At 71.2% G+C, this 16253-nt stretch carries 8 protein-coding genes; all 8 read left to right on the forward strand.

What is annotated here, in order from left to right:
* Window positions 1-2 precede the first annotated feature (2 nt).
* Genes WKC72_RS11865 through WKC72_RS11900 form a run of 8 tightly spaced genes read left to right on the forward strand, consistent with a single transcriptional unit; the run spans window position 3 to window position 16251 of the window.
* Window positions 3-917, forward strand: coding sequence for an LLM class flavin-dependent oxidoreductase (locus WKC72_RS11865; protein WP_370182696.1), 915 nt, complete (start codon window positions 3-5; stop codon window positions 915-917).
* The gene (locus WKC72_RS11870) at window positions 914-2056 is read left to right on the forward strand and encodes an LLM class flavin-dependent oxidoreductase (protein WP_037230728.1); all 1143 of its coding nucleotides are present in this window, start codon (window positions 914-916) and stop codon (window positions 2054-2056) included. Before WKC72_RS11865 ends, WKC72_RS11870 begins: the two co-directional genes overlap by 4 nt.
* Window positions 2057-2100: 44 nt before the next feature.
* The gene (locus WKC72_RS11875; protein ID WP_037230727.1) at window positions 2101-2400 is read left to right on the forward strand and encodes an acyl carrier protein; all 300 of its coding nucleotides are present in this window, start codon (window positions 2101-2103) and stop codon (window positions 2398-2400) included.
* Window positions 2397-3494: an acyl-CoA dehydrogenase family protein gene (locus WKC72_RS11880; RefSeq protein ID WP_037230726.1), complete on the forward strand. Its 1098-nt coding sequence runs from the start codon at window positions 2397-2399 to the stop codon at window positions 3492-3494. The genes WKC72_RS11875 and WKC72_RS11880 overlap by 4 nt, the downstream gene beginning before the upstream one ends.
* Complete coding sequence (locus tag WKC72_RS11885; RefSeq protein ID WP_370182698.1) at window positions 3491-4501, forward strand: 3-oxoacyl-ACP synthase; 1011 nt, start codon at window positions 3491-3493, stop codon at window positions 4499-4501. The genes WKC72_RS11880 and WKC72_RS11885 overlap by 4 nt, the downstream gene beginning before the upstream one ends.
* Window positions 4498-5550, forward strand: coding sequence for an HAD-IIIC family phosphatase (locus tag WKC72_RS11890; RefSeq protein ID WP_370182699.1), 1053 nt, complete (start codon window positions 4498-4500; stop codon window positions 5548-5550). Before WKC72_RS11885 ends, WKC72_RS11890 begins: the two co-directional genes overlap by 4 nt.
* A complete protein-coding gene (locus WKC72_RS11895; RefSeq protein WP_370182700.1) occupies window positions 5547-7118 on the forward strand; it encodes an amino acid adenylation domain-containing protein in 1572 nt (523 codons plus the stop codon). The genes WKC72_RS11890 and WKC72_RS11895 overlap by 4 nt, the downstream gene beginning before the upstream one ends.
* Window positions 7105-16251, forward strand: a complete 9147-nt coding sequence (locus tag WKC72_RS11900; protein WP_370182702.1) for an amino acid adenylation domain-containing protein — start codon at window positions 7105-7107, stop codon at window positions 16249-16251. Before WKC72_RS11895 ends, WKC72_RS11900 begins: the two co-directional genes overlap by 14 nt.
* Window positions 16252-16253: the final 2 nt, after the last annotated feature.

Here is a 16253-nt window from a genome sequence, read left to right on the forward strand (position 1 = left end):
GCATGGCCGAGAAGCAGGTCGTGCTCGGGGCGGCGGCACCCGCGGGCCGGACGGACTTCGCCGTCCTCGCGCATGCCGCCCGCACCGCGGAGCGGGGGAGATTCGACTTCTTCCTCGCCGACGGCGTCACCGCGGCGAACGCGCTGGCCGGGTTCACCGACGCGATCGGGCTCGCGGCGACGCTGGACACGACCTCCGCCGAACCGTACGACGTGGCCCGCCGGCTGGCCTCACTCGATCACCTGTCCGGCGGCCGTGGGGCGTGGAACACGCCGGCTCCCGGCGACGAGCGGGCCGCGGAGTTCGTCGACACCGCCCGCACGCTGTGGGATTCCTGGGCCGAGGGGGTCGTGACGGTCGACCGCGGCGCGGGGCGATTCGTCTCGGACCCCACCGCCGGGGCGTTCTACCACCGGGGCAGGCACTTCGACATCGGTGGACGCTTCACCGTCCCGCGGAGCCCGCAGGCGCAACCGGTGGTGATCGTGTCGGGCGACGGCCCGCAGGCCCGGGATCTCGCCGCCCGGCACGGCGACGTGATCCTCGCGCCGCTCGGCACGTTCGAGGCCGGTCGCGCGTTCTACGACGACCTCGCGCGCCGCACGGTCGAAGCCGGCAGGCCCGCCGGTGCGGTGAAGGTTCTGTCCGCCGCGACGTTCGCAGGCACCGCCACGTCCGTCGCGGACCGGATCGTCCGGTGGGTCCGCGGGGACGCAGCGGACGGGTTCGTCCTGCCCTCCCACCTCACCCCGGGCGAACTCGACCTGTTCGTCGACACGGTGGTGCCGTTGCTCCGGGACCGCGGCGTTCTGCGCACCGAATACACCACCGCCACGCTGCGGCAGCACCTCGGACTCGGTGCCCCGCGCAGCCATCGCGCTGTCAATCCCCGCTCTCTCCAGAAGGTGCCCTCATGACCACTCCGTTGTCCGTCCTCGATCTGTCGCCCGTCAGCGAGGGCGCCACCGCCCGCACCGCGCTGCGGAACACCGTCGACCTGGCCCGGCACGCCGAAGCGTGGGGATACAAGCGGTACTGGGTTGCCGAACACCACTTCGTGGGCGTCGCCAGTTCGTCGCCGGCCGTGCTCGTCGGGATCCTGGCCGCGGCGACCAGCACGCTCCGGGTCGGCGCCGCCGCGGTGCAGTTGGGCCACACCACCGCAGCGGCCGTGGTCGAGGCGTTCGGCACCGTCGACGCGCTGTATCCGGGTCGCCTGGACCTCGGGCTCGGGAGGTCGGGTCAGCGGCGGGCCGAGGCGCTGAAAGCCGTTGCGGAGCGCAACAACCAGCCGGCCCCGCCCCGCCGGGAGACGGAGATCCGCGACGGCGTCGTGATCCCGGCACCGTTCGATCCGTCCGGGCTCCTGCTGTCTCCGCGGCTCTCGGCGGCCCAGTCGGTACTCCAGCAACCGGGCGCGCTGTCGCCCGCATTCGACCAGCAGGTCGACGACATCCTGGCACTGCTCGGCGGCACGTACCGCACCCCGGACGGGATCGAGCTCCACGCCAGCCCCGGCGAAGGCGCCGACGTCGAGGTGTGGGTATTCGGCAGCAGTGCGGGGCCCAGCGCCGAACTGGCCGGCCGGCTGGGGTTGCCCTTCGGGGCGAACTACCACGTGAGCCCGTCGACGACCCTCGAGGCGGTCGAGGCCTACCGTGCCGCGTTCCGCCCGTCGTCGAACCTGCAGAAGCCGTACGTCGTCGTCTCCGCCGACGCGGTCGTGGCGGAGGACGACGCGACCGCGAAGGAACTGGCGTCGACGTTCGCACACTGGACGCACAGCATCCGCAGCGGGCACGGTGCGATCCCGTATCCCGACCCGGCGCACACGGCACCGATCGGCGAGACGGAACGCGCGGCGGTCGAGGACCGGCTGATCACCCAGTTCGTGGGGGCACCAGCCACCGTCGCGGACCGACTCGACAGTCTGCGAAGGCTCACCGACGCCGACGAACTGGTGATCACCAGCGTCACCCACGATCACGGCGACCGGTTGCGCTCCTACGAGCTGCTCGCGGCGGAGTGGGGACTGCCGGGTCTGCTGGCCGCCTGAGAGCACGATGATTGAACGCTGGTCCAAATGGGAATCCCAGGCGCATGGACACAGCAAATGCCCCTGTGCCCGGGTCCCATGACGAGCTGGTCGAGCAGTTACGGAAGTACCTGAGCTCGATCACGTCGACGGAACTCGGTCCCGACGACGACTACTTCACCCTGGGATTGGTGAGTTCGTTGCGGGCCCTGGAGATCGTCACGTACATCGAGGGCTCCCACGACGTCGTGGTCGAGGTGGAGGATCTCGATCTCGACAACTTCCGTACCGCAACGCGGGTGGCGGGCTTCATTCGGAGAAAGCGGGGCGAGCAGCTTCGTGCGACGGACGGGGCGTCGCCGTGATCGGAATCGACACACTTGTCGCCTCCGCCGAGACCGACGCCGGCAGCTGGGACGAGACCGGACTGCCGGTCGACGTCATCGAGGCCGCCGCGCGGGCGGGAGTCCTCGGGCTGGACCGGACGACGGACTGCCGGGGACTCGGCCTGAACGCGGCCGAACTCGGCTCGGTCGCAGAAAGACTCGGGGCGGTCTGCACGTCGTTGCGCTCGCTGCTGACCGTGCAGGGGATGGTGAACGCCGCCCTCGATCGGTGGGGCACCGCCGAACAGCGGGCACAGTGGGTGCCGGCCCTGGCGACCGGCGAACTCCTCGCCGGATTCGCCGCCACCGAATCCGGCGCCGGCAGCGACCTCTCCTCTGTGACTACCAGTTTCGAGGAGCACGGCTCGGATCACCGGATCTCGGGACGAAAACTGTGGGTCACGTTCGGCGAGGTCGCGGACGTACTGCTCGTCCTCGGCCGGTCGCAGGCCGGGCTGACGACCGCGCTGGTCGAAACGGACTCACCCGGAGTGTCCGTCGAACCGGTCCACGGACAGCTGGGTATGCGCGGCGCCCGGATCGCACACATCGCGTTGGACGGCGTCGTCGTCCCCGCGGACCACCTGATCGCACCGCCCGGATTCGGACTGTCCCACGTCGTCGGCACCGCCCTGGACCACGGCCGGTACACCATCGCCTGGGGGTGCGCCGGGATGGCGCGCGGGTGTATCGCCGACGCCGTCGCGCACGCCTCCACCCGGGTGCAGGGCAGCGCCGTGTTGTCCGAGCACGACTCGGTCCGCGCGATCGTCGGTCGCAGCTGGGTCGATGCCGCCGGCGCCCGCGCGCTGTGCGAACGGGCCGCCGAACAACGCGATGCCCACGAGCCGAGCGCGCTGTTCACGACGATCGCCGCGAAGTACGCCGCGGCCCGCGTCGCCGCGTCGGTGAGCCAGCAGGCGGTCCAGGTGCTGGGGGCCGCGGGATGCGCCCCCGGCAGCAGGGTGGGTCGCTTCTTCCGCGACGCCAAGGTCATGCAGATCATCGAGGGCGCGACGGAGGTCGCCGAACTCCAGATCGGTGAGTACGTGCTCGGGGGAGGTGCGCGATGACCGTTGACCGACCGGTCACGATCGATTCGGTCGCGCTCTGGTTCCCGGACGACGAGGTGACCGTGGCAGGCCTGCCCGAGCTCGACGAACTGCCGATCGCTCAGCGCGAGCACGCCTTGTCTCTGGGCATCGACACGGTGCGGATCGGAATCGGGCTCTCCGAGGTGGATCTGGCGCACGCCGCGGCCGACGAGGCGCTCCGGACGGCGGGCCTCGACGCCACCCAGCTCGATGCGCTGCTGCTCGTCCAGGGCCGGGTTCCGCAGTATCTGCTCGCATCCGAGGCGACCCGGCTGCAGCACCGGCTCGGCGCGACCCAGGCGTTCACCACAAGTGTGGGGGACCTCGGGTGCGTGTCCGTCTCGGCGGCGTTCGCGCTCGCGTCGGCGTTGCTCCGCGGCGACCCCCGTTGCCAGAACGTCCTCGTCGTCTCTGCGGCGAAGACACCGACCCGGTCACGGTACCGGTCGCCGATGACGCTCCTGGGCGACGGCGCCGCCGCGGTCCTGCTGACGACGTCGGGGACCGGGCGTTTCGAACTCGTCGACCAGATGATCCGCAGCGACGGAAAGTACGCCGACCTGTTCCACATCGACTACCGCGACGTCCGCGAAGCCGACTGGGTCGAGGAATGCGCCGACGAACCCACGTACTCGTTCCGCCTCGCGGTCGAGAGCCGGAAGAGGTTCACGGAGATCAACGCGGACCTGCTGGCCCGGAACGGGCTGCAGCAGGACGCGATCGGCGTATTCCTCATGCAGAACCTGTCGCTCGGTGCGTTCGCGTTCTGGCAGGAGGCGCTCGATGTCACCATCGATCCCGTCTGCCGCGACAACCTGGCCCGGTTCGGCCACCTCGGATCGGTCGACGTCGCGGCGAACCTCGAGCGCGCGGCGTCCGCACAGGCGCCCGGCGACTACTGCGTGATCATGAACAGCAGCCCGGTCGCGGCCTGGAGCAGCGCACTGCTCCGGCGCCTGCCGGATCGACCCGGGCACGGGAAGTGATCGCGATGGCGCAGACGGTCAAGTGCATGGTCTGGGATCTCGACGACACCATCTGGGACGGCGTCGTCCTCGAACAGGATGCCCCGGTGCCGAAAGCGGACGCCCTCCGCGCCCTGGACGTGCTCGACCGCCGCGGCATCCTGCACGCCGTGGCGAGCCGCGGCGAATACGAACCCGCCGCCGCGCACCTGCGCATGCACGGCATCGAGGAACTGTTCTGCGCCGTCGACGTCGGCTGGGGCCCGAAGTCGGAGGCCGTGCGCCGCATCGCGGAGACACTGAATCTGGGTCTGGACACCATCGCGTTCGTCGACAACGATCCCGTCGAGCGGGCCGAGGTGTCCGAGGCGCTTCCCCCGGTGCGTTGCTATCCGGCCGAGCAGATCGCGTCGTTCCCCGACCTTCCCGAACTGACGCCGCCCGCCGTCACCGAGGAGGCGAGGCAGCGGAGGTCGCTGTACCACGCCGAACGGATCCGTCAGGTGAGCGAACAGGAATTTCACGGGTCCAACTCCGAGTTCCTGGCCTCGCTCGAACTGGTCATGACGGTCCGCCGGGCGACCGAGGACGACCTCGAACGCGCCCACGAACTGACGGTGCGGTCTCATCAACTCAACACGACGGGCCGGACTTTCGGCATCGACGAACTGCGCCGGCTGTGCGCCTCGGACGACCACGAGGTGCTCGTCGCGTCGCTCGGCGACCGATTCGGCGGGTACGGCACGATCGGTCTCGCGGTCTCGGAGATCCGCGGCGACGATTCCGTCCTGCAACTGCTGCTGATGTCGTGCCGGGTGATGTCCCGAGGGGTCGGGACCGCGCTGATCCGGCACGTCGTCGAGCGGGCACGCGCCCACGGCAGGCGGGCGCTCGCCGAGTTCGTGCCGACGGACGTCAACCGGGTGATGCTGGTGACCCTGCGATTCGCGGGCTTCGACGTGGTCGACCCGAACCCCGATCGGATGCTGCTGCTGTGCAATGACGTTCGCAGTGCCGGCGCACCGAACGCCGATCACGTCGCGGTCCTCTCGGGAGACGTGGCGCCATGACGGACGTGGTCGCGAACGGTGGGGTGATGTCCGGGATCCTCCGCCAGTGCGCGCGGGTTCCCGACCGGATCGCGATCGTGGTGGGCGACCGGACGCTGACGTATCGCGAACTCGATTCGGCGAGCGAGGCACTGGCGCGGCAACTCGCTGCCCTGGGCGTGCGGCCGGGCCGGGTGGTGCTGATCCACCAGCGGCAGAGCGTCGAGACGGTGGTGGGGATGATCGCCGCGCTGCGGCTGGGTGCGGCGTGGTGCGTCATCGAGCCCGGCCATCCGGTGGGTCAACTCCGCGCGCTCCTCGGCGACATCGACTGCGGTGCCATCGTCTTCGGGTCCGCGGATCCGAAGACGTCGCCGGAGTCGGTCCGGGAACTCGCCCGGAGTGCGGGCGGACGTGTTCCCGCACTGCACGACCGGGACGCCGACCACCCGCCCGTCGCCGAACGGGCCGATCTTCCCGAGGACGTGCCCGCGGGCACCGCCGCCTACGTGATCACCACGTCCGGGTCGACCGGCGTCCCCAAGGCCGTCGTCGCGAGCCGCGCCAACCTCGCGAGCATGGTCGACGGTCGCAACTACGACTTCGACGACGGCGACCTCGTCACGTTCTCCGCGTTCCGCCTCACGTGGGACGGCTCCCTGCTGAAAACCCTGTGGGCGTTGTGCACCGGCGGCACCAGTGTGCTCCCGGACGCCCGCGAACTGATGGACGCCGAGGCCGTCGCCGCGCTCGCCCGGACGTGGCGGACCACCCACCTGGTCGCGACCCCCTCCTTCTACCGGCTGCTGCTGCCGCATCTCACCCCGCTGCGCGAACGTCTGCGGTTGGTGACGCTTGCGGGAGAAGCCCTTCCGGGCACGCTCGTCGAACAGCATCGAGCGGTGCTGTCCGGGGTCCCGCTGAGCAACGAGTACGGTCCGACCGAGACGACCGTCAGCTGCCTGGCTCATCCGGTGCGCGACGTGCCCGCCTCGATCGCGCCGATCGGCAGACCACTCGGGGCGAGCACGGCGTACGTCCTCGACGCGAAACTGGTCGAGGTGCCGTACGGAGCGGTCGGGGACCTGTACATCGGCGGTCCGCAGATCTCCGAGGGGTACGCGTCCCGCCCGGCTGCCACCGCGGCCCGCTTCGTCGCCGACCCCTTCGCGGCGCGGCCGGGTGCCCGAATGTATCACACGGGTGACCTCGCGCGCGTCGATCCGCACGGCGACATCGAATTCCGGGGCCGGTTCGACGGACAGGTGAAAGTGCGCGGCGCCCGGGTCGAGAGACACGCGGTGGAGGCGGTCCTGGAGAGTTACCCCGCGATACACCAGGCCGTGGTTCTCGCGACCGCCGACGAACACGGGGAGACGGTGTTGACCGCGTTCTGGGTGCCCGCGGCCGCGGCGACCGTACTGCCCACACCGCGCGACCTGATCGCGCACTGCGCCGGGCGGCTCGTCGCGCAGGCGGTGCCCGACCGCTTCCTCGCGCTCGGTGCCCTTCCGCTCGCACCGAGCAGCAAGGTGGACGAGGCGGCGTTGCGCCGGCTGCTGCAGAGCGGAGGTGGTGGCGTTGCGTGAGCACCATACCGAGGCCGCAGGCCGCGCGGACGCACCGTTCCCGCTGTCTTCGGCCCAATACGAGGCGTGGCTGGCCCAGCAACTGGCCCCCGACGTGCCGTTGTGCATCGCCCAGTACGTCGAGGTACACGGCGACCTGGACGTCGACCTCCTGCGCGAGGCCACCGTCGCGACCGCCGACGAATTCGGGTCGCCCTTTCTCCGGTTGATCGACAGGGGCGGTCAGCCGTTCCAACTGGTCGATCCGTCGGCGGACCGGTCGATCGGCCTGATGGACTTCCGCGGGGACGCCGAACCGGTGGAGGCCGCCCGTCGATGGATCCGCGCCGACTGCGAGACCCCACTGGATCCGACTCGCGACCGCCTCGTCGAATCGTCGATTCTTCGCGTCGGCGACGCGCACTACTTGTGGTACAGCAAGATTCACCACGTCGCCCTGGACGGCTACGGTGCGATGACGATGCTCAACCGCATCGCGTCCCGCTACACCGCGGAGGTGCTCGACCGGGAACTGCCGCCCAACGAGGCCGTGGACCCCCGGCATCTGTACGACGCCGACCAGCAGTACCGGTCGTCGAGCCGCTTCGCCGCGGACCGGCAGTTCTGGGCCGAACGGGTCGGCGGCCTCGGACCCGGGTCGACCCTGGCCCGGCGGACCGGGCCCGCGGTTGCCACGAGCACCGACGTCACCGCGCCCCTGCCCGACGCGGCGGAGCGTGCGCTCGGCGACGCCGGCGCCCACGGGACCGCGAAGATCATCGCCGCGTTCGCCTGCTACCTGTCGAGGACGACCGGACGCCGGGACGTGCTCGTGAAGATCCCGGTGTCGGCGCGCACCACCGCGACCCTGCGACGGTCCGGCGGAATGGTGGCGGGTGTCGTGCCGCTTCCCGTGCAGATCCGCCCCGAGGACACGGTGGGGCAGCTGGTGGAGCGGGTGCAACTCGACCTGATGGGCTCGCTGCGACACCAGCGTTTCGGGCTCGGCGACATCCGGCGCGACGCGGGTGCCGTTGCGGCGGAGACACTGTCGGGTCCGATGGTCAACGTCATGCTCTTCCACCAGGAACTCGCTCTCGGGTCGCTCGTCGGCGAATACCACATCGTCACGTCCGGGCCGGTCGAGGACCTGCTCGTCAACGTGTACCGGAGCGGCACGCCGGTCCGGACCTTCGTTCACTTCCTGGCCAACCCCAACCGGTACGACGCCGACGAGGTCGACGCGCATCACCGGCAATTCCTGGGACTGCTGGGCGATTTCGTCGCAGCCGACGCGGACACCGCGCTCAGCACCGTCCACGAGGAGACGGCCCGGCTCGACTTCTGGACGCGCACACTGGCGGACGCGCCCCCGGTGCTGGACCTGCCTACCGACCGTCCGCGGCCCGCACGGCCGTCCCATCGCAGCGCCGCCGTCGACGTCGCACTCGACCCGGATCTGCGGCGCAGCCTGGAAGCGTGGGCGGCCACACACCGCACGGACGCCGCCACCGTGATCCATGCGGTGCTGGCGCTGGTGCTGGCACGATCGGCCCGGACCGACGACGTCGTCATCGGCAGGCGGACGGACACCGACCCGGTGGTGGTGCGGACCCACGTGCGCGGTTCGGACCGCTTCGGCGAGTACGTCGACACGGTGCGGGTCGCGGCCGCGGAGGCGTTCGCACACCGCGGTGTGCCCGCCCTCCGAATCGCAGACGCGCTCGACCGGCTGCGGTCCGGGTCGCACGCACCGCTCTTCCAGGTGCTACTCGAATTCTCGGAACAGGGCGGGGAACTCGGCGACCTCGATCTGCGGGTGCGGGTGTCGGACACGACGGCCCGATTCGCCTACGCGACAGACCTGTTCGACGCCGCCACCGTGGAGGGAATCGCTCGGCGGTTCGTGCGGACCGCCGAGGCCGCCGCCGCGGATCCGTCGGCCGTGATCGGGGACATCGACCTGGTCGAACCGGCCGAACGCGCCCTGCTGCGGGACTGGTCGTCCCGGCCCGCGGATGCCGCCGACGAGACGACGCTCGGTGCGCTGTTCGCCGCCCGGGCAGCGCGGAGCCCCGACGCCGCGGCAGTCGTGTCGGGTGGCGAACGCATGAGTTACGGCGACCTCGATGCCCGCTCGAACCGCCTTGCGCGGCGCCTGCTCTCGCTGGGGGTGGGTCCGGAGTCGTCGGTCGCGGTCGCGATGCCGCGGTCGGCGGCGCTCGTCGTCGCGCTCCTGGCGGTCGTCAAGGCCGGGGCCGCGTACCTGCCCATCGACGCGGACCATCCCGGTGAGCGCTCGGCGCTCGTCCTCGACGACGCCCACCCGATGTGCATTCTGGCCACCCGCGACACCGCGACCGCGCTGCCGGCGTCGGACGTCCCCGTCCTGCTCCTCGATCCGACGGACCCGGATCTCGGCGGCGGCTCCGCCGACCCGCTGACCGACGCGGAACGGGCACCGATCGATCCGGACACGGTGGCCTACGTCGTCTACACGTCGGGATCGACGGGCCGGCCGAAAGGCGTTGCGGTGTCACACCGCAACGTGGTCTCGCTCTTCACGAGCACCCGGGATCTGTTCCGGTTCGGGGACACCGACGTGTGGACGATGTTCCACTCCCCGGCATTCGACTTCTCGGTCTGGGAGCTGTGGGGCGCGCTTCTGCACGGCGGGACGCTCGTCGTCGTCGACTTCGACACCACCCGGTCGCCCGCCGCGTTCCTCGCGCTGCTGCGCCGCGAGCGGGTGACGGTGCTGAGCCAGACCCCGACGGCGTTCTCGCAGTTGATCGACGTCGCCGATGCGGAGGACGGCGCGGGCACACCGCCGCTGCGGTACGTCGTGCTCGGTGGCGAGGCGCTCGACTTCGGGCAACTCGAGCGCTGGTACTCCCGCCGCGACGAGGGTGCGCCCGTGCTCGTGAACATGTACGGCATCACGGAGACGACGGTGCACGTCACGCACCTCCCGCTCGGTCGCGGGCTCGCCGCGGCCGCGTGGACAAGCAGGGTCGGGCGGCCGATTCCCGGATTCCGGGTGTCGGTGCTGGACGCGCGGCTGCATCCGGTGCCGGTTGGTGTGGCGGGCGAACTGTACGTGGCGGGACCGCAGGTCGCGCGCGGCTACCTGGGCCGCGCCGGGCTCACGGCGTCCCGCTTCGTCGCGGATGCGTCGGGTGCCCGGATGTACCGGACCGGGGACGTCGTGCGGTGGCGACGCGACGGGGGTCTCGACTACCTCGGACGCGACGACTTCCAGGTCGAGATCCGCGGGTTCCGGGTGGAACTCGGCGAACTGGAATGGGTGCTGGGCCGGTGTGCCGGGGTCGCGCAGGCAGTGGTGACCCTGCACGAGGATCCGGTGACGGGCCCGGCGCCCGCGGCGTACGTGGTGCCCGAGGCGGGTGCGATCGTCGACCCGGAGGCCGTGCTCGAATTCGCCGGAGGCGCATTGCCGTCGTACATGGTCCCGGCCTCGGTGACGGTCCTCGAGCGGCTGCCGCTGACCGTCAACGGGAAGGTGGACCGGGCGGCACTTCCGGCGCCCGTCACGGATTCTCGCGCCGAATTCGTGGCACCGGCCACTCCCGTCGAGGAGTCGCTCACCGTCATCTTCGCCGCGCTGCTCGGCGTGCGCGCGGTCGGCGTCGACGACGACTTCTTCGCGCTCGGCGGCAACTCGCTGATCGCGGCGAAGGTCGTGGCGCGGATCCAGGGTGTCCTCGGTGCGGGTGTGGGAGTGCGCGACGTCTTCGAGGCGCGGACGGTGCGGTCGCTGGCGACTCGGGTGAGCCGGGCGGACTCGGCCGACCGGCCGCCGCTCGTGGCGACGGACCGATCCGCGGCGGCGCCGGTGTCCCTTGCCCAGACGCGGATGTGGTTCCTCGACCAGTTCGACACGACGTCGCCCGCCTACAACATCGCGGCGGCCTTCCGGTTGCGCGGCCCCCTCGACGTCGCGGCGCTGCACAAGGCGCTGACCGACGTCGTGGACCGGCACGAGGCGTTGCGGACGATCTTCCCCATGCGGGGCGACACGCCCGTGCAGTCGGTGATCCCGGCGGCGGACGCGGTGCCCGGTCTCCGCGCGGTCACGGTGTCGGGGGAGAGCGACCTGCGGGACCGGCTCGCGGCGGCGCTGTCGGCGGGCTTCGAGGTGACCGCGCAGGTTCCGTTGCGGGCGCACCTGCTCGAGGCCGGACCACACGATCACGCCCTGGCCCTCGTGGTCCATCACATCGCGGCGGACGCGCTGTCGCTGGGCCCGCTCGCCCGGGACATCACGTCCGCGTACACCGCCCGGGCGCGGGGACACGCGCCGGACTGGGTGCCGCTTCCGGTGCAGTACGCCGACTACAGCATCTGGCAGCGGGCACTGCTCGGATCGGAGGACGATCCCGGCTCCCTGATGTCCCGCCAGCTCGGGTACTGGCGTTCCGCGCTCGCCGATGCGCCGGTCGTGACGGACCTGCCGATGGATCGCGCACGTCCCGAACACCGGTCGCTCGCCGGCGCGCGGGAGTCGTTCGACATCGGGGAGCGCCTGCACCGGAAGGTGGTAGCCCTTGCGCGAGAACACGATGCGACCGTGTTCATGGTGACGCACGCGGTGTTCGCGGTACTGGTGTCCCGCTTGGGAAGCACCACCGACGTGGTGATCGGATCCGCGGTGGCGGGCCGCGGTGAGGCCGTGCTCGACGACCTGGTGGGGATGTTCGTCAACACCCTGGCACTGCGCACCCCCGTGCACGGCGCCGACTCGTTCGCCGCGCTGCTCGCCGCCGTGCGGGACCGCGATCTGGAGGCGTTCGCGCATGCGGAGGTGCCGTTCGAGCGGGTGGTCGAGGCACTCGCTCTGCCGCGCACCACGGCCCACGCGCCGTTGTTCCAGGTGCTGTTCGAATTCCAGGACGTCGTGCGGCCCACCCCGAGCCTGCCGGAACTGGACGTGGAGGAAATCGACCTCGGTGTCTCCGTCTCCACGTTCGACCTGCAGCTGACCCTGGCCGAACGATTCGGCGAGGACGGGGAACCCGCCGGGATCAGCGCGGGATTCACCTATGCCACCGACATCTTCGACACCGCGACCGTCCGCAAGTTCGCCGAACGATACGTGCGGCTCCTCGACGCGATGGTCGCCGACCCCGACGTTCCGCTGGCCCACTTCGATCTGCTGTCCCCCGGCGAACGCGAGGCACTCGTCCCAGTGCGCGGGCGGCCCACCGGCACGACCCGGCTGCTGCCGGAGATCCTCTCCGCCGCGGCCGCCCGGGACCCGCACGCCGTCGCGCTGTCGTACGGCAACGCGGTGATGTCGTATCGCGAACTCGACGACTGGTCGAACCGCCTGGCCTGGGTGTTGATCCGCCGCGGAATCGGACCGGAGGACCACGTGGCGATCGGGCTCGTCCGGTCCGTGGAACTGGTGGTGTCGGTGTGGGCGGTGGCGAAGTCGGGTGCGTCGTTCGTGCCGGTGGATCCGAGTCTGCCGCCGGGGAGGATCGCCGACATCCTCGCCGACTGCGGGGCGGTCGCGGGACTCACCGTCGCCGAACAGCGCGACCGGATGCCGGACGGCGTGGAATGGCTGCTCCTGGATTATCCGGGTCCGACGCGGCGTTGGGAGTCCCGTCCGATCGCCGACGACGACCGGGTCGTGCCGCTGCGACCAGGCCATCCGGCGTATCTGATGTACACGTCCGGGTCGACGGGGGCACCGAAGGGCGTCGTGATCCCCCATGCGGGGTTGCAGAACTTCACGATCGATCAGCGCGCCCGGTACGCGACGACGAACGCCTCGCGCGTCCTGAGTCTCGCGTCCCCCGGGTTCGACGCGACGATGCTCGAATACCTGATGGCGTTCGGCGCCGGTGCGCGACTGGTGATCGCGGCGCCCCAGGTGTACGGCGGCGCCGCCCTGACGGAGCTGCTGGCGGCAGAGCGGATCACGCACGCGTTCACCACCCCGGCGGTCCTGGCCACGATCGACCCGCGAGGACTGCGCCTGCTCCGCACGCTCGTCGTCGGCGGCGAACGCTGCCCGCCGGAGTTGCTGGCTCGCTGGGCGTCCGGGCGCACCCTGCTCGTCGGTTACGGTCCGACGGAGACGACGGTGATGTCGAACATCGGCGACCCGATGACACCCGGCGACCCCGTGCGGATCGGCCACCCGATGCGCGGTGTCCGCGAACTCGTCCTCGACGAGTGGCTGCGTCCGGTGCCGGTCGGTGTGGTCGGTGAGCTGTACGTGCTCGGGGAGGGGCTGGCGCGCGGCTACCACCGGCGGGCAGGAGCGACCGCCGCCTCGTTCGTGGCGAACCCGTTCGACCACCCCGGCTCCCGCATGTACCGCACCGGCGACCTGATGCGGTGGACGAAGGAAGGGCGGCTGGAATATCTGGGCCGCAACGATTTCCAGGTCAAGTTGCGCGGCCAGCGGGTCGAGCCGGGGGAGGTGGAGGCGGCGCTCACCCGCTGCCCCGGTGTCGCGCAGGCGGTGGTCGTCGTCCGCCGCACGCCCGCTGCGGAGGCGGTCCTCGCCGGATACGTCACGGCGGAGGACGGCGCGGACCTCGACACGACCGAGGTGCTGCGGTTCGCCGGATCCGTGCTCGCACCCTTCATGGTGCCGGCCTCGGTGACGGTCCTCGACCGGCTGCCGCTGGGGGCCAACGGCAAGGTCGACCGGCACGCGCTGCCGGACCCCGAATTCGCGCCCCGCATCTTCCGTGCACCCGGCACACCGTTCGAGTCCGCGGTGGCCGACGTGTTCGCCGAGGTCCTCGGGGGCGGTGTCGTCGGTGCCGACGACGACTTCTTCGCGTCCGGTGGCAACTCGCTGACCGCGACGCAGGTGGTCGCGCGGATCAACTCCGCGCTCGACACGGATGTCGGTGTGCGGGACGTGTTCGAGACCCCGACCGTGCGGGCGCTCGCGGCGCGGATCGCGCGCGAGACCGCGGGCGGCGAGGCCCGGCCCGCCGTGGCGGTGCCCCGGCGCCCCGACCCGGTGCCGCTGTCGTGGGCGCAGCACCGGATGTGGCTCCTCAATCAGTTCGACCCGTCCTCGCCCGCGTACAACGTCGCGATGATCGTCCGGTTGTCGGGTGACCTCGACGTCGACGCACTGACCGCCGCGCTCGCCGACGTGGTGGAGCGGCACGAATCGCTCCGCACCCGGTACCCGTACGGCGATTCGGGACCCACTCAGGTGATCGTCGGTGCGGGCCACGTCGCGCAGCTCACCGTGTCGACGTCCGCCGATCCGGTACGCGAACAGATCTCGGAACTCGTGTCCGCGGGCTTCGACGTCGCCACCGAAGTCCCGATGCGGGCCAGGCTGTTCCCACTCGGCGACCGGGAGCACGTCCTCGTCATGGTGGTGCACCACATCGCGGCCGACGGGTTCTCCATGGTTCCGCTCGCCCGCGACGTGATGACGGCCTACACCGCGCGGACCGAGGGCTGCACGCCGGGATGGGAGCCGCTGCCGGTGCAATACCCCGACTACACCGTGTGGCAGCGGGAACTCCTCGGCTCGGCGGACGATGCGGACTCCCTGCTGTCGCGCCAACTGGACTACTGGCGATCCACCCTTTCCGACGCGCCGGCCGTGACCGCGTTGCCGACGGACCGTGACCGCCCGCCGCGGCGCTCTGCGTCCGGCGACCGGGTGACGTTCGCGATCGGAGCCGACGTGCACCGGGACGCGGTGGCGTTGGCGCGGACCCGGCGGTGCACCGTGTTCATGGTCGTGCACGCGGCCCTCGCCGTGTTGCTGGCCCGCTCGGGCGGTACCGGCGACGTGGTGATCGGGTCGCCGGTCGCCGGCCGCGGCGAGGCCGTCCTCGACGACGTGGTGGGGATGTTCGTCAACACGCTCGTCCTGCGGACCGACGTGTCGGGGACTTTCGAGGATCTGCTCGCACGGGTCCGCGAGACCGACCTCGCGGCCTACGCCCACTCGGACGTGCCGTTCGAGCGGGTCGTCGAGGCGCTGAACCCGCCTCGGTCCCAGTCGCATTCACCCCTGTTCCAGGTGTTGCTCGAGTTCCGGAACACCGAGCACCCCGATCTCGCGCTCCCGCACCTGGAGGCCGAAGTCCTCGAACCCGACGTCGAGGTGTCGCTCTTCGACCTGCAGCTGACGGTGCGCGAGAAGTACGACGACTCCGGAACACCGGAAGGGATGACGGCAGGATTCACCTACGCCACCGACCTCTTCGATGCGGCGACCGTGCAGTCCCTGGCCGATCGTTTCACCAGGATCCTCGCGGCATTCGTCGCGGATCCGGGTGTCGCCGTCGGAGACGTCGACGTGCTGGCCCCGGACGAGCGCACCCGGATTCGCGAATGGAGTGCCGCGGCCGAGACCGTCGTGCTCGATCCCCGGTTGCAGCTCATCCCCGAAGGCGTGACCGGCGCCGTGTACGTGGCCGATACGCGGGAGCACCACACCTCGGCGCGGGCGGCGGCCACGACGTTCGTGGCGAATCCGTTCGGCGCCCCAGGCGCCCGGATGGTCCGGACGGGAACGCTCGCGCGGTGGAACCGGTCCGGACGACTGCTGAGCGTCGGCGCCACCGGGTCTCCGGCGCGGTCGGTCACGGACGTCGTGGAGAGCCACCCGGCAGTCCGCGAGGCGGTTGTCCTCACGACCGCGGCCGGCGTCACCGCCTTCTGGGTCCCGGCGGCCGCGGCAGCCGTGCTACCGATGGCGGAGGACCTGCGGGCGTTCAGCGCCGGGCGGCTCGACGCCCGATCGGTTCCGACGCGGTTCGTCGCACTCGGTGCGGTCCCGCGAACGGCGGACGGCGAGGTGGACGAGAACGCGCTGCGCGCACTCGTCTCCGAGGCGGAGCCTGCGCCCGTCGAGTCGCGGCAACGCTGGACCGCGCTGCAACGGTCGGTCGCCGAGCACTGGGCGGCGGTGCTGGGGCACGACGACTTCGGTCCGGAAGACGGGTTCTTCGACATCGGCGGCAACTCGCATCGCGTCGTGGAACTGCAGCGTCGTCTCGACGAGCGGTGGCCCGGAGCGCTGCGGGTGGGCCAGCTGTTCGACCTCGTCACCGTGGCGGCGCAGGCCGAGGCGATTTCGCAGTCCACCGACACGGGCGAGGCGTCCGCGCCCGCCACCTACGAGTTCTGAGC

It is taken from the genome of Rhodococcus wratislaviensis, assembly GCF_041228765.1.
GTDB lineage: Bacteria > Actinomycetota > Actinomycetes > Mycobacteriales > Mycobacteriaceae > Rhodococcus_F > Rhodococcus_F wratislaviensis.

Bases quoted from the DNA above. Each gene is read 5' to 3' on its own strand.
- WKC72_RS11865 (WP_370182696.1), top strand. From the start codon at position 3: ATGGCCGAGAAGCAGGTCGTGCTCGGGGCGGCGGCACCCGCGGGCCGG.
- WKC72_RS11870 (WP_037230728.1), top strand. From the start codon at position 914: ATGACCACTCCGTTGTCCGTCCTCGATCTGTCGCCCGTCAGCGAGGGC.
- WKC72_RS11875 (WP_037230727.1), top strand. From the start codon at position 2,101: ATGGACACAGCAAATGCCCCTGTGCCCGGGTCCCATGACGAGCTGGTC.
- WKC72_RS11885 (WP_370182698.1), top strand. From the start codon at position 3,491: ATGACCGTTGACCGACCGGTCACGATCGATTCGGTCGCGCTCTGGTTC.
- WKC72_RS11895 (WP_370182700.1), top strand. From the start codon at position 5,547: ATGACGGACGTGGTCGCGAACGGTGGGGTGATGTCCGGGATCCTCCGC.